The following is a 25,373-nucleotide window of genomic DNA, read 5'->3' as shown; positions in this document are numbered from 1 at the left end:
GTAACCGAAGTCCCACACAATAAAGAGCACACTGGAGGTTTGAATGAAGATGTTGAAATCCACACTGGCGGTCGTGACAGCTGTAGCAGCACTCGGCGTGACCGGTGCAGCTAACGCCGGTGCCACACTTGACGCTATCCAGAAGAAAGGTTTTGTTCAGTGCGGTGTCAGCGATGGCCTGCCAGGGTTCTCCGTTCCAGATGCTACAGGCAAGATTACCGGTATCGACGCTGATGTGTGCCGTGCCGTAGCTGCTGCCGTTTTCGGTGACGCAACCAAGGTCAAATTCAGCCAGTTGAACGCCAAGGAGCGCTTCACCGCACTGCAATCCGGTGAAATCGACATCCTGTCGCGTAACACCACCTGGACCAGCTCCCGTGATTCGGGCATGGGTCTGGTATTCGCCGGCGTGACTTACTACGACGGTATCGGCTTCCTGGTAAACAACAAGCTGGGCGTCAAGAGCGCCAAGGAACTGGACGGTGCAACCGTTTGTATCCAGGCTGGTACCACCACTGAGCTGAACGTCTCCGACTACTTCCGCTCCAACGGTCTGAAATACACCCCGATCACTTTCGACACCTCCGACGAAAGCGCCAAGTCGCTGGAAGGCGGCCGTTGCGACGTACTGACCTCCGACCAGTCGCAGCTCTACGCACAGCGCAGCAAGCTGGCCAAGCCTGACGACTACGTCGTTCTGCCTGAAGTGATCTCCAAGGAGCCACTGGGCCCGGTCGTACGTAAAGGCGACGAAGAGTGGTTCTCCATCGTTCGCTGGACCCTGTTCGCTCAGTTGAACGCGGAAGAGGCTGGTATCACTTCGAAGAACGTCGAAGCTGAAGCCAAGGCCACCAAGAACCCTGACGTTGCCCGTATGCTCGGTGCTGACGGCGAGTACGGCAAAGACCTGAAACTGCCGAAGGACTGGGTTGTTCAGATCGTCAAGCAGGTAGGTAACTACGGCGAGATGTTCGAGCGCAACCTGGGCGAATCGACCCCGCTGAAAATCAAGCGCGGCCAAAACGCTCTGTGGAACAAAGGTGGCATTCAGTACGCTCCACCAATTCGCTGATTGACCCGGCGCCCGACAGGCTTTTTTAGCCTGTCGGGCGTTGTTCTGTTCGATTTTTCCTGGGGCATTTCATGGAAAAGCAAATCGTCGCACCAAAGCAAAAGCTCTCTTTGAGCGACCCAAAAGTGCGCGCGTGGTTATTTCAGATCATCACCGTAGTGGCGGTGGTCTCGTTGGGCTGGTTCATGTTCGACAACACCCAGACCAACCTGCAGCATCGTGGTATTACATCGGGTTTCGGGTTTCTTGAGCGCAGTGCCGGTTTCGGTATTGCCCAGCACTTGATCGACTACACGGAAGCGGACAGCTATGCCCGCGTCTTTGTCATCGGCTTGCTCAATACCCTGCTGGTGTCGATCATCGGTATCTTTCTGGCGACTATCCTGGGCTTCATCATTGGTGTCGCTCGTCTGTCGCCGAACTGGATGATCAACAAGCTGGCGACCGTATACGTCGAAGTCTTCCGCAACATTCCGCCGTTGTTGCAGATCCTGTTCTGGTATACCGCCGTCTTCCTGACCCTGCCCGGACCACGTCAGGCTCATGGCTACCTGGACATGTTCTTTGTCAGCAGCCGCGGGTTAAACATGCCCAAGGCAATTCCTTCCGAAGGCATCTGGGCGTTTCTGATCAGCATCGTCATCGCCATTGTGGCGGTGGTCGCGATGGTGCGTTGGGCCAACAAGCGTTTTGAAGCCACTGGCGAGCCGTTCCACAAGTTCTGGGCCAGCCTGGGTCTGCTGCTGGTCATTCCCGGCCTGAGCATGCTGATCTTCGGCAGCCCGGTGCATTGGGAACTGCCTCAGCTCAAAGGCTTCAACTTCACCGGTGGCTGGGTACTGATCCCTGAACTGATCTCCCTGACTCTGGCGCTGACCATCTACACCGCGGCGTTCATCGCCGAAATCGTGCGTTCGGGCATCAAGTCGGTCAGCCATGGCCAGACCGAAGCCGCTCGTTCCCTGGGCCTGCGCCCTGGGCCAACGCTGCGCAAGGTCATCATTCCGCAAGCCCTGCGGGTGATCATTCCGCCGTTGACCAGCCAGTTCCTGAACCTGGCGAAGAACTCTTCGCTGGCGGCAGCGATCGGTTATCCGGAAATGGTTTCTCTGTTTGCCGGTACGGTGCTCAACCAGACCGGTCAGGCCATTGAAGTCATTGCCATCACCATGAGCGTGTACCTGGCGATCAGTATCAGCATTTCCATGCTGATGAACTGGTACAACAAGCGCATTGCGCTGATCGAGCGGTGAGGAAACGCGCATGACAACTCATACTTTCAAACCTGACATGCCACCACCGAGCAAAGTGTTCGGCCCGGTTGCGTGGATGCGGCAGAACCTGTTCTCCAGCTGGATCAACACGCTGCTGACCCTGCTCTCGTTCTACCTGATCTACCTGATCGTCCCGCCGATGATCAGCTGGTCACTGTTGGACGCCAACTGGATCGGCACCACCAAGGAAGACTGCACCAAGGCAGGTGCCTGCTGGGTATTCGTCCAGCAGCGTTTTGGCCAGTTCATGTATGGCTACTTCCCGACTGAATTGCGCTGGAGGGTCGACCTCACCGCAATCCTGGCGATTGTCGGTGCTGCGCCTCTGTTCATCTCGAAGTTCCCGCGCAAGGCGTTCTACGCCATCGGCTTCCTGGTGCTTTACCCGATCATCGCGTTCTACCTGCTGCATGGCGGCGCGTTTGGTCTGAGCATTGTGGCAACCAGTCAGTGGGGCGGCCTGATGCTGACCCTGGTGATCGCGACCGTCGGTATCGCCGGTGCGCTGCCGCTGGGTATTCTGCTGGCACTGGGGCGTCGTTCCAACATGCCGGCCGTGCGCGTGGTGTGCGTGACCTTCATCGAGTTCTGGCGCGGTGTGCCATTGATCACGGTGCTGTTCATGTCGTCGGTAATGCTGCCGCTGTTCATGCCTGAAGGGATGAACTTCGACAAGCTGCTGCGGGCGCTGATCGGCGTCATCCTGTTCCAGTCGGCGTACATCGCCGAAGTGGTGCGCGGTGGCATGCAGGCAATCCCCAAAGGTCAGTACGAAGCGGCCGCAGCGATGGGCCTGGGCTACTGGCGCGCAATGGGGCTGGTTATCCTGCCGCAGGCGTTGAAGATGGTTATCCCCGGCATCGTCAACACCTTCATTGCCCTGTTCAAGGATACAAGCCTGGTGATCATCATCGGTCTGTTTGACTTGCTCAACAGCGTCAAGCAAGCCACCGCCGACCCGTCATGGCTGGGTATGGCCACCGAAGGCTACGTCTTCGCGGCCCTGGTGTTCTGGATCTTCTGTTTCGGTATGTCCCGCTATTCCATGCATTTGGAACGTAAGCTGGACACAGGCCACAAGCGTTAGGAGTTTTGTGATGAGTGAAGTTATCAGTAAGCCTCTGGGCGCTGAAGGCATGATCCGGATGGAAGGCGTACACAAGTGGTACGGCCAGTTCCATGTACTCAAGGACATCAACCTGAACGTGCGTCAGGGTGAGCGTATCGTATTGTGCGGCCCGTCGGGCTCGGGCAAGTCCACGACCATTCGCTGCCTGAACCGTCTGGAAGAACACCAGCAGGGTCGCATCATCGTTGATGGCACCGAACTGACTTCGGACCTGAAGCAGATCGAAACCATTCGTCGTGAAGTCGGCATGGTGTTCCAGCACTTCAACCTGTTCCCGCACCTGACCATCCTGCAGAACTGCACGCTGGCTCCGATGTGGGTTCGCAACATGCCGAAGAAAAAGGCTGAAGAAATCGCCATGCACTACCTGGAGCGCGTGCGCATTCCAGAGCAGGCGAACAAGTACCCGGGCCAGCTTTCCGGTGGTCAGCAACAGCGTGTGGCGATTGCCCGTGCCCTGTGCATGAAACCGAAAATCATGCTGTTCGACGAGCCGACCTCGGCACTCGACCCGGAAATGGTCAAGGAAGTACTCGACACCATGGTCACCCTGGCCGAAGAGGGCATGACCATGCTCTGCGTAACCCACGAAATGGGCTTTGCCCGCACCGTGGCCAACCGCGTGATCTTCATGGACAAGGGCGAGATCGTCGAACAAGCCGCACCAAACGACTTCTTCGACAACCCGCAAAGCGACCGTACCAAACTGTTCCTCAGCCAGATCATTCACTGAGTCGCAGACGCTGCATGAAAAACCCGGACCTTGTGTCCGGGTTTTTTATGCGCTGCGATTTTTATCGCAGGCAAAAGGAGGAGCGGACTAGAGGTAACCGCGTTTTTTTCTTTCAGCGTGCAGCCCGTATAAAAATATACCGAACAGGATAATCCAAAGCGTTCCGAAGATAATCTTTCGATAGAAAATATCGACGTCAATAAATTCTATGAGTGCCAGACAAATAAGCCCGGAATAAAATGTTGCACAACAAATGCTCGGTATCAAGAGGCTAAATAAGGGTGATAAGAAGTCTGTGATAGGGCTTTTTAGTGTGTAGCTATATTGCGGATTAAAAGAAATGGGTAATGAAGCCTTTCTTGAAAACCAGCGTTTAGGCAGGGATTCTCTGGGGAGTGAAATAATGTGTGCCACTGCCATGAAAATAGAGAACCATTGCAGCAAAGGGCTCGCTGGTGTCCCTGAAAAAGGTACCTCAGTCGTTTGTACCAACTGCCAATGGAGAGCTGAAAAAATAAAATTATAGATAAATGCGATCAAGAATCTATCGCCGGAGTAACCATCACCACTCCATCTGGATTTGGCCCATAGAGAGGGAAGGAAGAAGAGTATGCAGAGTGAAATGATGATGGATTGATAGGAGAGGTCATTCATTTTCAAGCCGTAGGCCATGGGTGTTGTCGTTTTCTAGCTTTGACAAAGGCTGCAAAAACAATCGTTTTGCAAGTGGGCGCGTCAAATCCATCGTTTTAAGTTTCTTTCTGAAGGGAGCGCGTACAGGTAGGCAAAAATCATGAAAAAAGAAAACCACTCAATGGGGGACTCTTCTCGTTGCCCGATAAATGGCAGTTGGCTATTTTTTACAAAGTCGAAATGAATGAACATGAATACATAGTTGTACAGCATTGTTCCCCATAGCTTGTTTCGGGAGAAGTCAGTACCTGAAAATGAAGCCCTTGCCCATAGTGAGGGGATGTACAGCAAGATGCTGATCACGGTAAATACTGAATTGAACATTATGTCATTCACTTTTATTACCCCATTCCTCCGCCATGCCCTTTATCGTTACCCCATCCGAGACCCTGTCGAAAAGAAATGCTCGCCTGGATGTAGCCTCATACGCTCGAATATAATCGGCATCGATGTATCTAAATAATCGCCAGGATTCCTTCATTGCACCTTGCCGGTGATTGTCATGTAACCGTGATGTGCCATACATAATCGTCCTGAAGGTAGGCAATCATCTTATTAATATGGCATCAAACAGGCTGTAGGGCGTTTCTGAAAATTACGACGCTTTATGGTCAGTGGGGCCGCGCATTTTTGTGGATATTCAGAGCGAACTTGTATTCGGCAAGGTTCTCCAACAGGATGCACCCCCTTTGCGCAATGCGCTGTAACACATCCTGCCCACGAGAGACTCATGACGACCAAGGCGCCTCAGGCGAGCACGACCTCAATCCAGCACACTCCCACCCTCAAACGCCCATGGCTGTTATTGCTTGGCCTGGTGCTGGTTGCCCTGAATCTGCGGCCCGCGCTCTCCAGCGTTGCGCCATTGCTCAATGCGGTTTCCGACAGCCTTGGGTTGTCGGCGGCCAGGGCCGGGCTTTTGACGACTTTGCCAGTGTTGTGCCTGGGTTTGTTCGCGCCACTGGCGCCACGACTCGCAAGACGTTTCGGCAGCGAGCGGGTGGTGTTGGGGATTCTGCTGTTATTGGCGGCGGGCATCCTGCTGCGTAGCCATTTCGGTGAGGTCGGGTTGTTCGCCGGGAGCCTGTTGGCCGGGGCGAGCATCGGTATCATTGGTGTGTTGTTGCCAGGTATCGTCAAACGTGACTTCCCGAAGCAGGCCGGAGCCATGACCGGCGTCTATACCATGGCGCTGTGCCTTGGTGCTGCGATTGCTGCGGGTCTGACGGTGCCTTTGACCCAGTATTTCGATGATCGCTGGAGTGTCGGTCTGGGGTTCTGGATGATCCCGGCGGTACTGGCCGCACTGGTCTGGTTGCCCCAGGCTCGCGAGCTGCATGCTCATCATCAGGTGGCGTATCGCGTGCGTGGTCTGCTGCGTGATCCGCTGGCCTGGCAGGTCACGCTGTATATGGGCCTGCAATCCTCTCTGGCCTACATCGTCTTCGGCTGGTTGCCTTCGGTGCTGATCGACCGCGGCATGACTCCGACCCAGGCGGGTCTGTTGTTGTCCGGCTCGATCATTGTGCAGTTGATCAGTGCCTTGAGTGCGCCATGGCTGGCGACACGGGGCAAGGATCAGCGTCTGTCCATTGTGCTCGTCATGCTGATGACTCTGGGGGGATTGTTCGGTTGCCTGTATGCGCCGCTGGAAGGGCTCTGGGGCTGGGCCATTCTGCTGGGGCTGGGGCAGGGCGGTACGTTCAGTCTGGCACTGGCGCTGATCGTGCTGCGTTCGCGTGACTCCCATGTGGCTTCCAACCTGTCGGGCATGGCTCAAGGGATTGGTTACACCATTGCTTCCATAGGCCCGCTGGCGGTGGGCGTGGTGCATGATGTGACGGGAAGCTGGGATTCGATTGGCTGGATCTTTGCTGCATTGGGGTTTGGAGCCATTGTGGCCGGGCTGGGTGCAGGACGGGCGTTGCATGTGAATGTCGTCAGCGAGAAGGTTTGAATCTGCGCTGTGTGGAAGCGAATTCATTCGCGAACAACATTTATCCTGCGAATGATGATGGCAAAGTGTCGAGTTGCCGCTTATCGTGCATCATCTTTTGCTTCCAAACGGACCTGCATGCATGAGCAACGAACAAACAAGCCAAGCCAATAGCGCATTGATTACCCGCTTCTACGAGGCTTTTTCCCGTCTGGATGCCGAAGGAATGGCGGCCTGTTACAGCGATGATGTGCTATTCAGCGACCCGGTATTCGGTGAGCTGCGTGGCAGGCAGGCCGGTGATATGTGGCGCATGCTGACCTCGCGCGCCCAGGACTTCTCGGTGGTTTTCGACAATGTCCGCGCCGATGAGCGCAGTGGCGGCGCGCATTGGGTGGCCACTTACCTGTTCAGCCAGACTGGCCGTACAGTGGTCAATAACATCCAGGCCCGGTTTGTCTTCCATGATGGCAAGATCACTGAGCACCATGACAACTTCGATCTGTGGAGCTGGTCGCGTCAGGCGCTGGGCACCAAGGGCCTGCTGCTGGGCTGGACGCCGCTGGTGCAGAACGCGATTCGCGCACAGGCTCACAAGGGCCTCAAAGTGTTTACAGAAAAACGCCATGCCTGACGTTGTGAATGCCGTTACCGATGTCGCAGCATCTGTGGGTAAACCCTGGTTTGTCTATCTGGTGCGTGCGGCCAATGGTTCGTTGTATTGCGGCATCAGTGACGATCCTTATCGACGCTTTGCCGATCACCAGCGGGGCAAGGGCGCACGCTTCTTCCACTCCAGCCCGGCACTTGCGCTGGTCTACGTCGAGGTCTGGGACAGCAAGGGCGAGGCTTTGCGCCAGGAGCGCCTGATCAAGAAGCTGCGCAAGAGCGCCAAGGAAGTATTGGCGGCAAGCTATGCGGGTTCTCCGATCACTCTGCGTGATGCCGTGTCATCAGTCTGATCCTGTAGGCTGTCCGGGTGCAGGGGGTTAAGCTGTTGCTTTCCCAGTGCCCAAGAGGCCAAAGCATGTCAGAGCTGATTCTTCATCATTACCCTGCATCGCTGTTTGCCGAAAAGGCCCGCCTGATGCTCGGCTTCAAGGGGCTCTCGTGGCGGTCGGTGACGATCCCGCCCATCATGCCAAAACCTGATCTGACGGCCCTTACCGGTGGTTATCGCAAGACGCCGGTTCTGCAGGTAGGTGCGGATATCTACTGCGACACCGCATTGATCGCACGTCGTCTGGAGCAGGAAAAGATTTCCCCGACCTTCTATCCCGAAGGCCACGAGTTTACGGTTGCCGGTCTTGCTGCCTGGGGCGATTCGGTGCTGTTCATGCATGCGGTCAGCCTGGTGTTCCAGCCCGCCTCGCTGGCGGTCCGCTTCGCCAAGGTGCCTCCCGAAGCGGTCAAGGCCTTCGTTGCAGACCGGGCAACCTTGTTCAATGGTGGAAGCGCATCACGCCTGCCGCTGGAACAGGCGCAGCATCAATGGCCAACCCTGATGGCACGTCTGGAGCAGCAACTGGAGCGCAATGGCGACTTCCTGTTTGGCGAGCCTTCGATTGCCGACTTTTCCGTGGCCCACACCCTCTGGTTCCTCAAACAGACCCCCGTGACTGCGCCGCTGGTAGACGACTACCCGACGGTTTCGGCCTGGCTTGGTCGTGTGCTGGGTTTTGGCCATGGAGCGCACAAAGACCTCGATGCTGTCGATGCAGTGCAAATCGCCGCCGATGCCACGCCCGCGGCATTGCCCGATGAGGCGTTTGTCGACCCGAACGGCTTCAAGGCCGGTGATCGGGTGGCGATCTCAGCCATTGATTACGGCGTGGATGAAGTGGAAGGCGAGTTGCTGTTCAGTGGCCGCGAAGAGCTGATCCTGCGCCGTGAAGACCCGCGTGCAGGCCTGGTGCATGTGCATTTCCCACGCCTGGGGTTCCGGATCGAAAAGCGGTCGTGAATTAAATGCTCAGGTAGGAGCGGATTTATCCGCGAAGATCATTTTCGCGAATAAGCGGAGCGCCGCCCGATTGCTCCTACTTCAGCGCCGCCAATATGGCGTCTGGCGAAAAGCCGCGAATCAGCGTCCCGTTGACGTCCAGCAACGGGATACCGCGTCCGCCGAGGGCTTCATAGGCCTTGCGGCCTTCTGCTGACTTCTCGATGTCGTACTCAGTGAACGCGATGCCCTTGCTGTCCAGAAAGCGTCGTGTCTGTTTGCAGTAGCCGCACCATTCGGTCGCATACATCACGACCTTTGCCTGGCTGTAGCTCTGCGCAACGCTGGCGGGTTGCGGGTTGAACAGGTTCTCGATCTTGCCCCAGTTCTGATAGACCACGACCACCAGCATGATCAGCGCGAACTTCTTGAGGGTACGCAGCAGCATCGCGGTTATCGCCGTTTCAACTGATCGGTGAGCTGAGTGGGCAGGCCCTTGATGATCAGGGTGCCGGCCTGTTCGTCATATTCGATCTTGTCACCCAGCAGGTGCGCCTCGAAGCTGATCGACAGGCCTTCTGCGCGGCCCGTAAAGCGGCGGAACTGGTTCAGGGTGCGCTTGTCTGCCGGGATTTCTGGAGACAGGCCGTAATCCTTGTTGCGGATGTGATCGTAGAACGCACGCGGGCGGTCTTCGTCGATCAGTTCGGAGAGTTCTTCCAGGCCCATGGGCTCACCCAGTTTGCTCTGGCTGCTGGCGTAATCCACCAGGGTCTTGGTTTTCTCCCGTGCCGACTCTTCCGGCAGGTCTTCGCTTTCCACGAAGTCGCTGAACGCCTTGAGCAGGGTGCGGGTCTCGCCGGGGCCGTCGACACCTTCCTGGCAGCCGATGAAGTCGCGGAAGTACTCCGAGACTTTCTTGCCGTTCTTGCCCTTGATGAAGGAGATGTACTGCTTGGACTGCTTGTTGTTCTGCCATTCCGAGATATTGATCCGGGCAGCCAGGTGCAACTGGCCCAGGTCCAGATGCCGCGACGGTGTAACGTCCAGCTCGTCATTCACGGCCACGCCTTCGCTGTGGTGCAGCAGGGCGATGGCCAGGTAATCGGTCATGCCTTGCTGGTAATGCGCAAACAGCACATGACCGCCCACCGACAGGTTGGATTCTTCCATCAGCTTCTGCAGGTGCTCCACCGACACACGAGAGAACGCCGTGAAGTCGTTTGCGCCATCCAGATACTCTTTCAGCCAGCCGCTGAAAGGGTGTGCGCCGGATTCGGCATGGAACAGTCCCCAGGCCTTGCCCTGTTTGGCGTTATAGCTCTCGTTGAGGTCCGCGAGCATGTTCTCGATGGCCTGGGACTCAGCGAGTTCGGAGTCGCGAGCGTGGAGAACTGCGGGCGTACCGTCGGGTTTCTTGTCGATCAGGTGGACGATGCAATGACGGATCGGCATGGATATCTCGGCTGATGGTGATGAAGAGCAGGCAGCTCGTTGCAAGGCAGCAAGTGTAACGCACGCCCGCGACAAATGGCCTTGCAGAGCCCTGTTTTCCACTCTGTAGGGTGTTTTGTGATCAATTTTTGTTCTATTACGACTTAAAGCTGACCAAAAGGATAGGTAAGGGCGGATATTTGCCCGGCTCTGTGCTAGTTTTGCGCGGTCTTGCGCACTCTAGCGCGCCAAGCATGCAGATCGTTTACGTGTAGGCCGAACCAAAACCCGGTTTCAGTATCTACATTTCGCGATTAATCGTGGCTGCCAGCGGGAGCCTGGTTCATTGCCCGGCCTTTGGCCGACGTTGCGTTCTGCAATCCAAATGAATTTGATAGGGAAGGAACACCACCATGGCTCTTACCAAAGACCAATTGATCGCCGATATCGCTGAAGCTATCGACGCGCCAAAAACCACCGCGCGTAATGCTCTTGAGCAGTTGGGCCAGATTGTTGCCGACCAACTGGAAAACGGCGTTGAAATCACTCTGCCAGGCATTGGCAAGCTGAAAGTTGCTGAGCGTCCAGCTCGCACCGGCCGCAACCCTTCGACTGGCGCTGCCATCGAAATCGCTGCCAAGAAAGTCATCAAGTTCGTACCGGCCAAAGTGCTGAACGACTCGATCAACAAGTAAGCTCACGCTTGCTGTAAAAAAGCCGTGCGCCGGATAACCGGGCACGGCTTTTTTGATTCTGTAGCGAATGAATTCGCTTCTACATGAAGGTCCAGGCCACGAAACGGCTCTGCTTCTGGCCCTGGCCCATTTCCACGACCCGGCTCTGTAGTGCTCCGGCTCTTGTCAGGGCAGCCTGGATTGCTGGCAGGTTCGAGGCTTTGGAAACCAGTGTACTGAACCAGCGCACTTGTTCAGGCACCTGGGAGCTTTCGTGAATCAGTTGGGTCACGAAACCGATCTCGCCACCTTCGCACCATAATTCCTGGGATTGCCCGCCGAAATTCAGCACCGGCAGCTTGCGTTTGGGGTCAGCCTTGCCCAGTGCGCGCCATTTACGCTGACTGCCGCGCTGCGCTTCCTCCAGTGAAGAATGGAAGGGCGGGTTGCACAGGCTCACCTCGAAGCGTTCACTGCTGTCGAGCAGGCCCAGCAGAATGTGCTTGCGATTGGTCTGCTGACGCACGCTGATGGCCTTGCTCAAGCCGTTGGCCTTGATGATGGTCGTGGCTGCCGCGATGGCAGTGCTGTCGATATCCGAGCCCACGAAATGCCAGCCGTAGTCACTGTGTCCCAGCAGCGGATAGATGCAGTTGGCACCGGTGCCGATGTCCAGCGCCTTGATCGAGGCGCCGCGTGGAATCTCGCCATTGTTCTCGCTGGCCAGCAGGTCGGCGAGAAAATGCAGGTAATCCGCACGCCCCGGAATCGGCGGGCACAGATAGTCTGCCGGAATATCCCAATGGGCAATGCCATACAGCGCCTTGAGCAGTGCCCGGTTGAAGACCCGCACGGCCAGAGGGTTGGCGAAGTCGATGCTTTCCTTCCCATAGGGGTTGAGGATCACGAACTCGGCCAGTTCCGGGCTGCTTTTGATCAGCTTGGGAAAGTCGTAGCGACCCTGATGGCGATTGCGCGGGTGCAGTGTGGCCTTCTCGCGAGGTTCTGCGGGCCTGGCAGGACGCTGGGGCTTCTTGCGGGGAGGTTTGGGTTTGTCTGGCGTGGTCATGGGGAGTCGTTCTGAAGATGCGAATGCTGCGCCCCGTAGGAGCGCGCTTGCCCGCGACCTCGTACTCACAGCGGATATTGATTCCGACTGAAGGTACGCTGTCGCGGGCAAGCGCTCCTATGGCACAGGACTACAAACTGGCGATACGTGCGTGTTGCTCGGCCAGCTTGCTCAGGGCCTGTTCGGCTTCGGTCAGCTTGGCGCGTTCCTTGGCGATGACTTCAGGCGGTGCCTTGTCGACGAACGCTGCGTTGGACAGCTTGCCGCCCACGCGCTGGACTTCGCCTTGCAGACGCTGGATTTCCTTGTCCAGACGCGCCAGCTCGGCACCCTTGTCGATCAGGCCGGCCATTGGCACCAGCACTTCCATCTCGCCCACCAGACCGGTCGCGGACAGCGGTGCTTCTGCACCTTCAGCCAGTACGGTGATGGATTCGAGCTTGGCCAGTTTCTTGAGCAGGTAGTCGTTCTCGCTCAGGCGGCGCTGGTCTTCGGCATTGACGTTCTTGAGGAACAGTTGCAGCGGTTTGCCCGGGCCAATGTTCATTTCGCCACGGATGTTACGCACCGCCAGCATCAGGCCCTTGAGCCATTCGATATCGTCTTCGGCAGCCGGGTCGATGCGTGTTTCGTTGGCCACCGGCCACGCCTGCAGCATGATGGTCTTGCCGTTGATGCCGGCCAGCGGCGCAAGGCGCTGCCAGATTTCTTCGGTGATGAACGGCATGAACGGGTGCGCCAGACGCAACGCGACTTCCAGCACGCGAACCAGCGTGCGGCGTGTGCCGCGCTGACGTTCGATCGGTGCGTTTTCGTCCCAGAGCACGGGCTTGGACAGCTCCAGGTACCAGTCGCAGTACTGGTTCCAGATGAACTCGTACAGCGCTTGTGCCGCGAGGTCGAAGCGGAACTGATCCAGTTGGCGGGTCACTTCGGCTTCGGTGCGTTGCAGTTGCGAGATGATCCAGCGATCCGCCAGCGACAGCTCGACTTCTTCGCCGTTCTGGCCGCAGTCTTCGCCCTTGTCCAGCACGTAGCGCGCTGCGTTCCAGATCTTGTTGCAGAAGTTGCGATAGCCTTCCACGCGGCCCATGTCGAACTTGATGTCGCGACCGGTAGAGGCCAGCGAGCAGAAGGTGAAGCGCAGGGCGTCGGTGCCGTAGCTGGCGATGCCGTCGGCGAATTCCTGACGGGTCTGCTTTTCGATCTTCTTGGCCAGTTGTGGCTGCATCAGGCCGCTGGTGCGTTTCTGCACCAGGGTTTCCAGGTCGATACCGTCGACGATATCCAGCGGGTCCAGGACGTTGCCCTTGGACTTGGACATTTTCTGGCCCTGACCATCACGCACCAGACCATGCACATAGACAGTCTTGAACGGCACTTGCGGCGTGCCGTCCTCGTTTTTCACCAGATGCATGGTGAGCATGATCATCCGGGCGACCCAGAAGAAAATGATGTCGAAACCGGTGACCAGCACGTCGGTGGAGTGGAAGGTTTCCAGTGCCTTGGTCTTTTCCGGCCAGCCCAGTGTGGAGAAGGTCCACAGGCCCGAGCTGAACCAGGTATCGAGTACGTCGTTGTCCTGTTGCAGCGCAACGTCCGGCCCCAGGTTGTGCTTGGCGCGCACTTCGGCTTCGTCGCGACCGACGTAGACCTTGCCGGACTCGTCGTACCAGGCCGGAATGCGGTGGCCCCACCAGAGCTGACGGCTGATGCACCAGTCCTGAATGTCGCGCATCCACGAGAAGTACATGTTTTCGTACTGCTTGGGCACGAAGGCGATGCGGCCGTCTTCCACTGCGGCAATGGCAGGTTCAGCCAGTGGCTTGGTGGAAACGTACCACTGGTCGGTCAGCCATGGCTCGATGATGGTGCCGGAACGGTCGCCTTTCGGGACTTTCAGGGCGTGGTCATCGACGCTGACCAGCAGGCCGGCGGCATCGAATGCGGCGACGATCTGCTTGCGCGCCTCGAAGCGGTCCAGGCCGGCGTATTCGGCAGGCAGGCGGCCGTCGACGGATTCGTTGAGCGTGCCGTCGAGGTTGAACACCTGAGCGGCAGGCAGCACCGAAGCGTTCTTGTCGAAGATGTTCAGCAGCGGCAGGTTGTGGCGCTTGCCGACTTCATAGTCGTTGAAGTCGTGGGCCGGGGTGATTTTCACGCAGCCGGTGCCGAATTCAGGGTCGCAATAGTCGTCTGCAATGATCGGAATGCGGCGGCCAATCAGTGGCAGCTCTACGAATTTGCCGATCAGCGCCTTGTAGCGTTCGTCTTCAGGGTTTACCGCGACAGCGGCATCACCCAGCATGGTTTCAGGACGAGTGGTGGCAACGATCAGGTAATCCAGGCCTTCAGCGGTTTTCGCGCCGTCGGCCAGCGGGTAGCGCAGGTTCCACAGGTGACCTTTCTCGTCGTGGTTTTCCACTTCCAGATCGGAAATCGCGGTGTGCAGCTTGGTGTCCCAGTTGACCAGACGCTTGCCGCGATAGATCAGGCCGTCTTCATGCAGGCGCACGAAGGCTTCCTGTACGGCGGCGGACATGCCGTCGTCCATGGTGAAACGCTCGCGGCTCCAGTCCACGGACGAACCCAGGCGGCGGATCTGACGGCTGATGTTGCCGCCGGACTCATCCTTCCATTCCCAGATCTTTTCCAGAAATTTCTCGCGGCCCAGATCGTGACGATTCAGGCCCTGAGCCTCGATGCGGCGTTCAACCAGCATTTGCGTGGCGATACCCGCATGGTCGGTGCCCGGCTGCCACAGAGTATTGCGGCCCTGCATGCGACGGAAACGGATCAGAGCATCCATGATCGCATTGTTGAAACCATGACCCATGTGCAGGCTGCCGGTCACGTTCGGCGGCGGGATCATGATGGTGTAGGAGTCCCCCGCGCCCTGCGGAGCGAAATAGTTTTCGGACTCCCAGGTCTGGTACCAGGAAGTTTCGATGGCGTGCGGCTGGTAAGTCTTGTCCATGCGCGGCGGGACCCTGTGGCATTGATTCAGAAAAGCCGACAAGTATAGACCGGGGGGAGGTTGCAGGCTACAAGTGGTAAGCGGCAGGTTGGAAGCTACAAGCTACAAGCTACAAGCTACTAAGCGGAAAGCCATGAGCTTTTTCTTGCAGCTTAAAGCTTGCAACTTGTAGCTTCAGACCTTCCCGCTTTTGGTTGAGGCTACAAGCCTCTCCAGCCTCGCCTCAAGCCGCCGCTTTATCTCCGTCTCGATATGCGGGGCAAAGTCGTCGATCACGTCTTGCATGATCAACTGCGCCGCAGCCCGTAGTTCGGTGTCCAGATGCAGCAGGGCATCGGGATTCGGGCGGGTTTCGGGTTCAGGGGCTGGCTGGGGCTCTGCCGCTTGTTGTACGGGGTGTTGTACGGGCGTATCGGGCAGCAGAGTCGGAATGTCCGGATTGTCGAAATCCATTTCCAGTGTCATGTCGGGTTTTGTGCCGACCACATCGAACAGCAACGGGATCTGGCCTTCGCGGTGAACCGTGTCGGTCAGCAAGGGCGGCTGCAGGTTGTCATCGCCGAGCAGTTGGCGGATCGATTCAAGGTCGTCCAGCAGGAGCGCAGGTTCAGCTTTTTTTGAAGTATCCATCGTGTACTCAAAGACGCTGTAGTCGGTGATCTTGCGGAGGATAACCCTGTTCGCGGTAGGAGCGGAAACTCTCTCGTGCCGCCAGACGTATTGCAGGCTCTTCCACGACCACTTCCGCCACACGGGCGAAGCGCTTGAAGAAGGCCGGGATGCGCAGGTCGAGGTTGACCAGCAGGTCCTGATGTTGCCCGGGATCGTCACCAAGCCCCAGTACTACCGGTGCGTCGTGATCGCTTTCGGCCTCGCCATGAGGCAGGAAGACTTCACCCTTGAAGCGCCAGAGCCGGGCATCGAGGTCTTCGCGCTGGGCGTTGTCGCTGCAATGCAGATAAACCTTGTGGCCCAGGCGCCAGGCTTTTTCCGTCAGCTTGCAGGCGAAGTCCAGGCGTGCCGCAGGATCGGCGCTGGGGAGAATGTAAAAGTCGACTTGAGTCATTTCTGTTCCAGTGCAAGCGACGTATCGACCGCCAAGCCGATACGTCGCAAGGCATCTTATGCGCCAGCGCGATCCAGCAGGTATTGGGTCAGCAGCGGAACCGGACGACCGGTTGCGCCTTTGTCCTTGCCACCGCTCAGCCATGCCGTGCCAGCGATGTCCAGGTGCGCCCAGTCATAGGCCTTGGCGAAGCGCGACAGGAAGCAGGCTGCGGTGATGGTGCCGCCTTTCGGGCCGCCGATGTTGGCGATGTCCGCGAACGGGCTGTCCAGTTGCTCCTGATATTCGTCGAACAGCGGCAGTTGCCAGGCGCGGTCGTCAGCCAGCTTGCCAGCGTCCAGCAGTTGATTGATCAGCACGTCGTTGTTGCCCAGCAGGCCGGACGTGTGGCCGCCCAGTGCAACCACGCAAGCGCCGGTCAGGGTCGCGATGTCGATGACTGCCTGCGGTTTGAAACGCTCGGCGTAGGTCAGTGCATCGCACAGCACCAGACGGCCTTCGGCGTCGGTGTTGAGGATTTCGACGGTCTGGCCGCTCATGGTCTTGACGATATCGCCCGGACGGGTTGCGGTGCCGCTTGGCATGTTCTCGGCGCAGGCCAGGATGCAGACCAGATTGATCGGCAGTTGCAGCTCAAGCACGGCGCGCAGGGTGCCGAATACGCTGGCGGCACCGCACATGTCGAACTTCATCTCGTCCATGCCGGCGGCCGGCTTGATGCTTATGCCGCCGGTGTCGAAGGTGATGCCTTTACCGACCAGCACAAATGGTTTTTCGCTCTTCTTGCCGCCCTGATAGTTCATGACGATCAGGCGTGGAGGCTGGGCGCTGCCTTGTGCGACGGCCAGGAAAGAACCCATGCCCAGTTCGGCCAGTTTCTTCTCGTCGTGGACTTCGACTTTCAGATTCTTGTGAGCCTTGCCCAGTGCCTTGGCTTCTTCGCCCAGGTAAACCGGGTGACAGATGTTCGGCGGCAGGTTGCCCAGGTCGCGGGTGAAAGCCATGCCTTTGGCGATGGCCTGGGCGTGGGTCGCTGCGCGCTCGACATCGGCAACACTGGCCTTGGCGGTCAGCAGGGTGATTTTCTTCAGGGCGCGAGGTTCGGCTTTCTGGCTCTTGAAGCGGTCGAACACGTATTCGCCGTCAGCCAGGGTTTCGACCAGCAGGCGAGCCTTGCCGTAAGTGTCGCGATTCTTCACCGCTACCTGATCCAGCGCGATGGCTGCATCGCTGCCGCCCAGCCCCTTGAGGGGCGAGAGCACGCTGGCGATGACTTTCTTGAATTGACGATCCGACAGTTCGGTTTCCTTGCCGATCCCTACCAGCAGGACGCGCTCGGCCTTGAGGTTGGGCAGGCTGTGCAGCAACAGGCTCTGGCCAACCTTGCCTGCCAGATCCCCGCGTTTGAGAACGGCGGCAATGGCGCCGCCGCTTAGCGCGTCTACGCTTTGAGCAGCAGCGCTCAGAACGCGATTTTCGCCCACTGCAACCACCAGGGTGGCGGTCTTCAAGGTTTCTGGGCTTACGCTTTTAACAACCAATTCCATGTCGGGTCCCCGAATAGACTGCGAGCTTTCGCAAAATGAATGATGTGTGCGGCAAATCGAGGCCTTTTGCAGCCGGTGCCAGCGTCAAGCCTTGCAGTTTGACCCCGCTTTGCAGCCGCTGACAACCCCGAAAAACCGCTTCTACGGTCTGTGTAGGAAGTTGTTGTGAGATCTATCCAGACCGCGCAGTGACAGGAACACCCAATCACAGGATAATGCCGCATATTTTTTGGCGGCTCGCACCTTTGCCGGGTGTGAATGTCTGGTTGCCGTGGCTCATTTTTTCTTGTTTGGCTGCCTGAGCCTGACAACTCTGGAGTGTCTGGTTTGATTGTCTTCCGTTATCTGTCCCGAGAAGTGCTGATCACCTTGAGCGCGGTAAGCGCCGTATTGCTGGTGATCATCATGAGCGGGCGTTTCATCAAGTATCTGGCCCAGGCTGCGTCGGGTGCGCTCGATCCGGGCGTGCTCTTCATGATCATGGGGTTTCGCCTGCCGGGCTTCCTGCAACTGATCCTGCCGCTGGGTCTGTTCCTCGGTATTCTGCTGGCGTATGGCCGTCTGTACCTGGAAAGTGAAATGACCGTGCTCGCCGCTACCGGCATGAGCCAGCAGCGTCTGCTCGCTATCACCATGGCACCGGCAGCCGTTGTGGCACTGCTGGTTGCCTGGCTGAGCTTCAGCCTCGCGCCGCAAGGTGCAACCCAGTTCTCGCTGCTGATCAACAAGCAGGATGCGATGACCGAGTTCGACACTCTGGTGCCAGGACGTTTTCAGGCGTTGCGCGACGGTACACGGGTCACTTACACCCAGGAGCTGTCAGAAGACCGCACCAATCTGAGTGGTGTGTTCATTTCCGAGCGGCGTGTTCCCGCCGACACGACCAAGGAGCCGAGCATCACGGTATTGGTGGCTGACAAGGGGCACCAGGAAGTGCGTGCCGATGGCAGCCGTTTCCTGATTCTGGAAAACGGCTATCGCTACGACGGTAATCCAGGCGAGGCCGATTATCGTGCGATCAAGTACGACACCTATGGCGCGATGCTGCCCAAGCCGGAAATCAGCGAGGAAATCACCGACCGCGAAGCCATTCCCACCAGTGAGCTGATCGGCAACGACACGCCGCGCTACCGGGCCGAATTGCAGTGGCGTATCTCGCTGCCGATCCTGGTCTTCATCGTGACCTTGATGGCAGTGCCGCTAGCGCGGGTCAATCCGCGTCAGGGGCGTTATCTGAAACTGCTGCCGGCGATTCTGCTTTACATGTCCTACCTGACAATCCTGATTGCCGTGCGCGGTGCCCTGGAGAAAGGCAAGCTGCCGATCGGCCTTGGCATGTGGTGGGTCCACGGGATTTTCCTGCTGGTGGGTCTGGCATTGATTTACTGGGAGCCATTGCGGCTGAAAATGGCGAGTCGCCGTAGCGTAGCGGAGGTGGCTCGTGGTTAAGCTCGACCGATATATTGGCAAGAGTGTATTTCTGGCGATCCTGGCGGTATTGGGGATCATTCTGGGCCTTGCTTCGCTGTTCGCCTTCATCGACGAGATGGGTGATATCAGCGACAGCTACACCCTGATGGACGCTGGCAGTTTCGTTCTCATGACTGCTCCGCGGCGGGTGTACGACATGCTGCCGATGGCGGCCCTGATCGGTTGCCTGATCGGCCTGGGCACGCTGGCCAGCAGCAGTGAACTGACCATCATGCGCGCAGCCGGTGTGTCCATTGCGCGCATCGTCTGGGCGGTCATGAAACCCATGCTGTTCCTGATGGCTGCGGGTGTTCTGGTGGGCGAGTATGTTGCGCCCTACGCGGAAAACCAGGCGCAGGCCGCCCGTTCGCTGGCTCAGGGCAGCGGCGACTCGCAGAGTGCCAAGCATGGTTTGTGGCACCGTCAGGGTGACGAGTTCATCCACATCAACACGGTTCAGCCCAACGGGTTGATGTACGGCGTGACACGTTATCGCTTCGATGAGCAGCACCATATGCTGACCTCAAGCTTCGCCAGACAAGCCAACTACATGACGGATTACTGGGAGCTCAAAGACGTCTCTACCACGTATTTCCGTGATGGCAGCACCGAAGTCATCAAGACCCCGGTCGAGCGCTGGGAAGTGTCCCTCAGCCCGCAACTGTTGAGCACGGTCATCATGCCTCCCGAATCGCTGTCGATTTCCGGGCTCTGGAGCTATGCGCACTATCTGGCAGAGCAAGGCTTGAGCAATGGCCGTTACTGGCTGGCTTTCTGGACCAAGGTCCTGCAGCCGCTGGTGACTGTGGCGCTGGTGCTGATGGCGATCTCGTTCATCTTCGGTCCGCTGCGTTCGGTGACCCTGGGGCAGCGTGTGTTCACCGGTGTGCTGGTCGGCTTTACCTTCCGCATCATCCAGGACCTGCTTGGCCCGTCGAGTCTGGTGTTCGGTTTCTCGCCGCTGTTCGCGGTGCTGGTGCCGGCAGCTGCTTGTGCTCTTGCGGGTGTGCTGTTGTTGCGCCGCGCCGGATAAGCGACTCCCTGAATCGAAAAAGCCGACGTGAGTCGGCTTTTTCATGGACGCTTACTTCTGTTTGGGCACCCGCACCAATCGGGTGTTGGAATACATGTCGTGCCAGGTACGCTGTTGCTTGTCGAACAGGCTCCAGATAAAGCCCAGCCCTACGCACAGCCATGAAGCGATAGAGACGATAAAGCGCAGCAGTGCCTGCATCAGGCTGATGGCGGTGCCGTCGGCGTTCTGTACGCGAATGCCCCATACCTGCATGCCCAGTGTCTGGCCGCCATGGGTCCAGAATTTGGCGAAGAAGCCGAAGGTGGCAAGCAGGAGAATGGAGGAGAGCAAGGGGTCGCCATCCAGTGAACCGGATTCGGTCAGGGCGCGCAGTCTGGCTTCACCGATGAAAGCCATCAGCACCAGCTTGTAGATGAATGCGGTAACCAGTTGTAGGGCGAAGCAGAGGAGGGCGTCGTAACAGATGGCGGCCAGGCGTCGAGCGAGGCTGGCGGGCGCGAAATCGCCTTGCGGTCGAAGCAGGTGTTTGGGCATCGCGAAGTTCTCGATCACGGTAAAGACCGCATCTTACGAAATCGCGCTGATAAAAAAGCCCCTGAGATCAATAATCAGGGGCTTTTCGGGTTTCAGCTATTAAGCTTCTGCCTGCACTTCATCAGCCTGCATGCCTTTTTGGCCCTGCACTGCAATGAAGGTTACCTTCTGGCCTTCTTTCAGGCTCTTGAAGCCGTTACCTTGAATTGCGCGGAAATGTACGAACAGATCCGGACCGCTTTCTGGAGTGATAAAACCAAAACCTTTTTCGTCGTTGAACCACTTGACGGTGCCGCTCTGACGTTGGGACATTTTCTTATTTCCTTGACGCTTGAATTGATGACAGCCTCTTTCACACGAAAGAGTACTGGGGCTGGTTGCAAGAAGTAAGAAACGTAGAACGGGATGTAGCAACGCTTTGAGCTACTGCCCAGGTCCAGATTCAGCGACCTATGCAAACACAGTCAGGAAACTCTACGCCAACTCTCGTTACAAAAACAAGCCCCGCTTTGTCCCTTGTTTCCTTGGCTGCAACTGATGTGCAGCGATCTTTCACCCAGGCTGAAAAACTGCCCGTTTTTGGCTCGTCGTGCCCGTTGGCGGGGCATTTTTTCAATGGCAGAAACCCTGTTGCGCGCCTCTTGTTAAAGAGTCATGCAGCAGGGTTATTACGCCATGAATAATTGCTGTTTTTTTGACGCTGTTATTTGCCGCGGAAGTAACGCTGTGCAACAAAAGGCATTTTACTCACCAGCATCGCAACCTTCTTGCCGCGCACGACAGCCCAGACTGGCGTATCCAGCGCAGTGAAGCGGCTGTCCAGATAACCCATCGCCAGAGGACTGCCCAGGCTTGGGCCAAAACCGCCACTGCAAACGCTGCCGATTGTCTGGCCTTCTGCATCGACGATTTGTGAGCCTTCACGCACCGGCGTACGTTCCTGTGGCAACAGACCGACACGTTTTTTATCCACTGCGGCCTGTTGCTGGGCAAATATTTTTTCTGCTCCGGGGAATCCGCCAGCCCGAACGCCATCGGCGCGCCTTGCCTTGGATATCGCCCACAACAGGCTGGCTTCGACAGGGGATGTCTCGGTGTTCATGTCGTGGCCGTACAGGCAAAGACCGGCTTCCAGGCGCAGTGAGTCTCGGGCACCCAGACCGATCGGAGCCACTTCCGGCTCCTCCAGCAGACGACGCGCCAGGGCTTCGGCCTGAGCGACCGGAACCGAGATTTCATAGCCGTCTTCGCCGGTGTAGCCAGAACGGCTGACATAGCAGCCAACGCCCAGCAACGTGATGCTGGCGAACTGCATGAAGGTCATGTCTGCCACTTGCGGTGCCAGGCGTGCGAGCACTGTGGCAGCCTGCGGGCCTTGAAGGGCGAGCAGGGCGCGCTCTTCAAACAGTGGCTCTATGGTGCATTGAGACGCCAGGTGTTTGCGCAGGTGTGCCAGGTCTTCGTTCTTGCAGGCGGCATTGACCACCAGCATCAATTGATCGTTGCCCAGGTTGGCGACCATCAGGTCATCGAGAATGCCGCCGTTCTCGTTGGTGAACATCGCATAACGCTGCATGCCGACCGGCAGGTCGATGATATCCACCGGGACCAGGGTTTCCAGCGCCTGTGCGGCACCGGCACCGGTCAGGAGAATCTGGCCCATGTGCGACACATCGAACAGGCCGGCTTTTTCACGGGTGTGCAGGTGCTCTTTCATCACGCCGGCCGGGTATTGCACGGGCATGTCGTAACCGGCGAAGGGCACCATTTTGGCGCCGAGTTCACGGTGCAGGGCGTGTAGCGGGGTGGTCAGCAATTGTTCTGTGGGCATGATGGGTTCCATATACAAGAGAAGGCCTTCGCGAATGAATTCGCTCCTGCAGGAGGAGCGTTCTTCGCGAAGGCTGGGCGATCACGCCTCTTGGTAGCTTTCGATGGACGGGCAGGCGCAGACCAGATTGCGGTCGCCGAACACGTTGTCGACACGACCGACAGGGGGCCAGTATTTGCCTTCGATCAGCGACTCGACCGGATACACGGCCTGTTCGCGGCTGTATGGATGGCTCCATTGACCGACGATTTCGGCGGCTGTGTGCGGAGCGTTTTTCAGCGGGTTGTCATCCTTGTCCAGAGTGCCGTTCTCGACCGCGTGGATTTCTTCGCGGATCTTGATCATGGCCTCGCAGAAACGGTCCAGTTCTTCCTTGGATTCACTTTCGGTCGGCTCGATCATCAAGGTACCGGCCACCGGGAACGACATGGTCGGTGCGTGGAAGCCGAAGTCGATCAGGCGCTTGGCGACGTCATCGACGCTGATGCCACTGGTTTCCTTGAGCGGGCGCAGGTCCAGAATGCATTCGTGTGCCACCAGACCGTTGCTGCCGGTATAGAGCACCGGGTAATGGTCTTCCAGGCGACGGGAAATGTAGTTGGCATTGAGAATCGCCAGTTGCGAAGCGCGTTTGAGGCCTTCGCCGCCCATCATGCGAATGTACATCCAGGTGATTGGCAGAATGCTCGCGCTGCCGAACGGAGCTGCGCAGACTGCGCCTTCCTTGCGCTCCATATGGCCGTGGCCGGGCAGGAACGGTGTCAGGTGCGATTTCACGCCGATCGGGCCGACACCCGGGCCGCCACCGCCGTGGGGGATGCAGAAGGTCTTGTGCAGGTTCAGGTGCGAAACGTCGCCGCCGAACTTGCCCGGTGCGCAGAGGCCGACCATGGCGTTCATGTTGGCGCCGTCGATGTAAACCTGGCCGCCGTTGTCATGGATGATGCCGCAGATTTCACGGATGCCTTCCTCGAACACGCCATGGGTCGACGGGTAGGTGATCATCAGTGCAGCCAGTTGGTCGCGGTGTTCGATGGCCTTGGCGCGCAGGTCTTCGATATCGACGTTGCCGCGTGCATCACAGGCCGTCACCACCACGCGCATGCCAGCCATATGGGCGGTGGCCGGGTTGGTGCCGTGGGCGGACGATGGGATCAGGCAGATATCGCGGGCTTCATCGCCACGGCTCTGGTGATAGGCGCGGATCGCCAGCAGGCCAGCGTATTCGCCTTGTGAACCGGCGTTGGGTTGCAGGGAAATGGCGTCGTAACCGGTGGCGGCGCAGAGCATCGTTTCCAGTTCGCTGGTCAGTTGCTGGTAACCGGCGCTTTGCTCGGCAGGCGCGAACGGGTGCAGGTTGCCGAACTCGGCCCAGGTGACCGGGATCATTTCGCTGGCGGCGTTGAGCTTCATGGTGCAGGAGCCCAGCGGGATCATGGTGCGGTCCAGAGCCAGGTCCTTGTCTGCCAGCTTGCGCAGGTAGCGCATCAGCTCGGTTTCGGAGTGATAGCGGTTGAAGACCGGATGGCTGAGGATTGCCGATTGACGACGCAGGGCCTTGGGCAGATACGACTTGGCGCTGCTGGCCAGGGTGGCGAAGTCCGGCAGGCTCTGGCCATCGGCGGCAAAGATCGTCCACAGGGTTTCGATGGCCGACTGCGAAGTGGTTTCGTCGAAAGACAGGCCCAGGTATTCGGCGTTGATTTCCCGCAGGTTGATATGTTGCGCGCGGGCCTTGCTGTGCAGCGAGGCGGTTTTGGCGCCGGTATTGATTGTCAGGCTGTCGAAGAAGAACTCCTGCTCGACCTTCAGGCCTAGCTGGTTCAAGCCTTCAGCGAAGATCGCCGTCATGCGAAGCACGCGATTGGCGATTTGCGTCAGGCCAGCAGGCCCGTGGTAGACGGCATACATGCTGGCGATGTTGGCCAGCAGCACTTGCGCGGTGCAGATGTTGCTGGTTGCTTTCTCGCGACGGATATGTTGCTCGCGGGTCTGCATGGCCAGACGCAGTGCCTGTTTACCGTGGCGGTCCACCGATACACCGACCAGACGGCCGGGCATGTCGCGCTTGAATGCATCGCGGGTGGAGAAGTAGGCCGCATGCGGGCCACCGAAGCCCAGCGGCACGCCGAAACGCTGGGCGCTGCCGATGGCCACGTCGGCACCGAATTCACCCGGCGGAGTCAGCAGTGTCAGGGCCAGCAGATCGGCGGCAACCGCCACCAGCGCGTTGGCGCTGTGGAAGCGTTCGATCAGTTCGCGATAGTCGAATACATCGCCATTGCTGGCCGGGTATTGCAGCAGCGCACCGAAGTAGTCGCTGACATCGCCCAGTTCCGCTTCATCGGCCACTACAACGGTGATACCCAATGGCTCGGCGCGGGTGCGCAGCACGTCCAGGGTTTGTGGATGGCAGTGGGCCGAGGCGAAGAAGTGCTGGCTGCTTTTGTTCTTGCTCAGGCGCTTGCAGAAGGTCATGGCCTCCGCGGCGGCGGTGGCTTCATCCAGCAGCGAGGCGTTGGCGATGGGCAGGCCGGTGAGGTCGCTGATCAGGGTCTGGAAGTTGAGCAGCGATTCCAGGCGGCCCTGGGAAATCTCTGGCTGGTAAGGCGTGTAGGCGGTGTACCAGGCCGGGTTTTCCAGCAGGTTGCGCAGGATCGGAGCCGGTGTGTGAGTGTTGTAGTAACCCTGGCCGATGTAGGTCTTGAACAACTGGTTCTTGCTGGCGATGGCCTTGATCGAAGCCAGGGCATCGGCTTCGCTCTGGCCGGCCGGCAGGTTCAGCACGCTGGTGCCCTTGATGCTCTGCGGGATCACGCTTTCGCTCAGCGCTTCGATGGAGTCGAAGCCCAGGGTTTGCAGCATGGCTTGCTCGTCGCTGGCGCGCGGGCCGATGTGGCGGGCAATGAATTCGTTGGCGGTGCTCAGTTCGATAGAGTCAGTCATGTCTCGCTCC

The 25,373-nt window shown here is 58.2% G+C and carries 23 protein-coding genes; 11 read left to right on the top strand and 12 right to left on the bottom strand.

Annotation, left to right across the window (positions count from 1 at the left end):
- The first annotated feature begins 43 nt into the window (after positions 1 to 43).
- The 4 genes from JL015_RS08070 to JL015_RS08055 all read left to right on the top strand — a co-directional run bounded on the left by JL015_RS08070 (position 44) and on the right by JL015_RS08055 (position 4,208).
- Positions 44 to 1,072 carry an amino acid ABC transporter substrate-binding protein gene (locus tag JL015_RS08070; RefSeq protein ID WP_201006049.1) on the top strand — a complete coding sequence of 343 codons (1,029 nt, stop codon included), beginning with the start codon at positions 44 to 46 and terminating at the stop codon, positions 1,070 to 1,072.
- A 71-nt stretch (positions 1,073 to 1,143) separates the two neighbouring features.
- Positions 1,144 to 2,325: an amino acid ABC transporter permease gene (locus JL015_RS08065; RefSeq protein WP_201018072.1), complete on the top strand. Its 1,182-nt coding sequence runs from the start codon at positions 1,144 to 1,146 to the stop codon at positions 2,323 to 2,325.
- A 10-nt stretch (positions 2,326 to 2,335) separates the two neighbouring features.
- Positions 2,336 to 3,433: an amino acid ABC transporter permease gene (locus tag JL015_RS08060; RefSeq protein ID WP_201018071.1), complete on the top strand. Its 1,098-nt coding sequence runs from the start codon at positions 2,336 to 2,338 to the stop codon at positions 3,431 to 3,433.
- Positions 3,434 to 3,443: 10 nt separating this feature from the next.
- Positions 3,444 to 4,208 carry an amino acid ABC transporter ATP-binding protein gene (locus JL015_RS08055; RefSeq protein WP_201006044.1) on the top strand — a complete coding sequence of 255 codons (765 nt, stop codon included), beginning with the start codon at positions 3,444 to 3,446 and terminating at the stop codon, positions 4,206 to 4,208.
- 87 nt (positions 4,209 to 4,295) lie between these two features.
- Here the strand turns inward: JL015_RS08055 and JL015_RS08050 are convergent, their stop codons facing one another.
- Positions 4,296 to 4,880, bottom strand: coding sequence for a hypothetical protein (locus tag JL015_RS08050; protein WP_201018070.1), 585 nt, complete (start codon positions 4,878 to 4,880; stop codon positions 4,296 to 4,298).
- 751 nt (positions 4,881 to 5,631) lie between these two features.
- Between JL015_RS08050 and JL015_RS08045 the strand changes: the two genes are divergently transcribed.
- The 4 genes from JL015_RS08045 (at position 5,632) to JL015_RS08030 (ending at position 8,800) form a co-directional block, all read left to right on the top strand.
- Entirely contained in the window at positions 5,632 to 6,858 is a 1,227-nt protein-coding gene (locus JL015_RS08045) for an MFS transporter (RefSeq protein ID WP_201018069.1), read from the top strand.
- Between the two features lie 121 nt (positions 6,859 to 6,979).
- Positions 6,980 to 7,471: a nuclear transport factor 2 family protein gene (locus JL015_RS08040; RefSeq protein WP_201018068.1), complete on the top strand. Its 492-nt coding sequence runs from the start codon at positions 6,980 to 6,982 to the stop codon at positions 7,469 to 7,471.
- Positions 7,464 to 7,799, top strand: coding sequence for a GIY-YIG nuclease family protein (locus tag JL015_RS08035; protein WP_201018067.1), 336 nt, complete (start codon positions 7,464 to 7,466; stop codon positions 7,797 to 7,799). Before JL015_RS08040 ends, JL015_RS08035 begins: the two co-directional genes overlap by 8 nt.
- A gap of 65 nt (positions 7,800 to 7,864) precedes the next feature.
- Positions 7,865 to 8,800 carry a glutathione S-transferase family protein gene (locus JL015_RS08030; protein WP_201018066.1) on the top strand — a complete coding sequence of 312 codons (936 nt, stop codon included), beginning with the start codon at positions 7,865 to 7,867 and terminating at the stop codon, positions 8,798 to 8,800.
- Positions 8,801 to 8,876: 76 nt separating this feature from the next.
- Here the strand turns inward: JL015_RS08030 and JL015_RS08025 are convergent, their stop codons facing one another.
- On the bottom strand, positions 8,877 to 9,227 hold the full coding sequence (locus tag JL015_RS08025) for a glutaredoxin family protein (RefSeq protein WP_201018065.1): 351 nt from the start codon (positions 9,225 to 9,227) through the stop codon (positions 8,877 to 8,879).
- A 5-nt stretch (positions 9,228 to 9,232) separates the two neighbouring features.
- Positions 9,233 to 10,234, bottom strand: a complete 1,002-nt coding sequence (gene yejK / locus JL015_RS08020) for a nucleoid-associated protein YejK (RefSeq protein ID WP_201018064.1) — start codon at positions 10,232 to 10,234, stop codon at positions 9,233 to 9,235.
- Between the two features lie 392 nt (positions 10,235 to 10,626).
- Between yejK and JL015_RS08015 the strand changes: the two genes are divergently transcribed.
- Positions 10,627 to 10,908, top strand: coding sequence for an HU family DNA-binding protein (locus JL015_RS08015; protein WP_020304671.1), 282 nt, complete (start codon positions 10,627 to 10,629; stop codon positions 10,906 to 10,908).
- 79 nt (positions 10,909 to 10,987) lie between these two features.
- Here JL015_RS08015 and rlmF read toward each other — a convergent pair whose 3' ends face one another.
- The 5 genes from rlmF to JL015_RS07990 form a co-directional block, all read right to left on the bottom strand.
- Positions 10,988 to 11,956: a 23S rRNA (adenine(1618)-N(6))-methyltransferase RlmF gene (rlmF, locus tag JL015_RS08010; RefSeq protein ID WP_201006024.1), complete on the bottom strand. Its 969-nt coding sequence runs from the start codon at positions 11,954 to 11,956 to the stop codon at positions 10,988 to 10,990.
- A 130-nt stretch (positions 11,957 to 12,086) separates the two neighbouring features.
- Entirely contained in the window at positions 12,087 to 14,933 is a 2,847-nt protein-coding gene (locus JL015_RS08005) for a valine--tRNA ligase (RefSeq protein WP_201018063.1), read from the bottom strand.
- Between the two features lie 174 nt (positions 14,934 to 15,107).
- Positions 15,108 to 15,563, bottom strand: a complete 456-nt coding sequence (locus tag JL015_RS08000; protein WP_201018059.1) for a DNA polymerase III subunit chi — start codon at positions 15,561 to 15,563, stop codon at positions 15,108 to 15,110.
- A gap of 7 nt (positions 15,564 to 15,570) precedes the next feature.
- Positions 15,571 to 15,999, bottom strand: a complete 429-nt coding sequence (locus JL015_RS07995) for a DNA polymerase III subunit chi (protein ID WP_201006018.1) — start codon at positions 15,997 to 15,999, stop codon at positions 15,571 to 15,573.
- A 56-nt stretch (positions 16,000 to 16,055) separates the two neighbouring features.
- Positions 16,056 to 17,546, bottom strand: a complete 1,491-nt coding sequence (locus JL015_RS07990) for a leucyl aminopeptidase (protein ID WP_201018057.1) — start codon at positions 17,544 to 17,546, stop codon at positions 16,056 to 16,058.
- Positions 17,547 to 17,873: 327 nt separating this feature from the next.
- Between JL015_RS07990 and lptF the strand changes: the two genes are divergently transcribed.
- A complete protein-coding gene (gene lptF, locus JL015_RS07985; protein WP_201006014.1) occupies positions 17,874 to 18,995 on the top strand; it encodes an LPS export ABC transporter permease LptF in 1,122 nt (373 codons plus the stop codon).
- A complete protein-coding gene (gene lptG / locus JL015_RS07980; protein ID WP_201006012.1) occupies positions 18,988 to 20,049 on the top strand; it encodes an LPS export ABC transporter permease LptG in 1,062 nt (353 codons plus the stop codon). The genes lptF and lptG overlap by 8 nt, the downstream gene beginning before the upstream one ends.
- A gap of 51 nt (positions 20,050 to 20,100) precedes the next feature.
- On the opposite strand, the gene JL015_RS07975 is transcribed toward lptG, so the two are convergent.
- The 4 genes from JL015_RS07975 to gcvP form a co-directional block, all read right to left on the bottom strand.
- Positions 20,101 to 20,586 carry an RDD family protein gene (locus JL015_RS07975; RefSeq protein ID WP_201018100.1) on the bottom strand — a complete coding sequence of 162 codons (486 nt, stop codon included), beginning with the start codon at positions 20,584 to 20,586 and terminating at the stop codon, positions 20,101 to 20,103.
- Positions 20,587 to 20,685: 99 nt separating this feature from the next.
- On the bottom strand, positions 20,686 to 20,898 hold the full coding sequence (locus JL015_RS07970) for a cold-shock protein (RefSeq protein WP_007977299.1): 213 nt from the start codon (positions 20,896 to 20,898) through the stop codon (positions 20,686 to 20,688).
- Between the two features lie 391 nt (positions 20,899 to 21,289).
- A complete protein-coding gene (gcvT, locus tag JL015_RS07965) occupies positions 21,290 to 22,417 on the bottom strand; it encodes a glycine cleavage system aminomethyltransferase GcvT (RefSeq protein WP_201018054.1) in 1,128 nt (375 codons plus the stop codon).
- Positions 22,418 to 22,498: 81 nt separating this feature from the next.
- Positions 22,499 to 25,363: an aminomethyl-transferring glycine dehydrogenase gene (gene gcvP, locus JL015_RS07960; RefSeq protein ID WP_201018053.1), complete on the bottom strand. Its 2,865-nt coding sequence runs from the start codon at positions 25,361 to 25,363 to the stop codon at positions 22,499 to 22,501.
- Positions 25,364 to 25,373 lie beyond the last annotated feature (10 nt).

The organism is Pseudomonas cichorii, from assembly GCF_015471405.1.
Classification (GTDB): Bacteria; Pseudomonadota; Gammaproteobacteria; order Pseudomonadales; family Pseudomonadaceae; genus Aquipseudomonas; species Aquipseudomonas serbiensis.
Note: the sequence above shows the minus strand (reverse complement) of the source record. Positions and strands in the feature narration are given on the sequence as shown.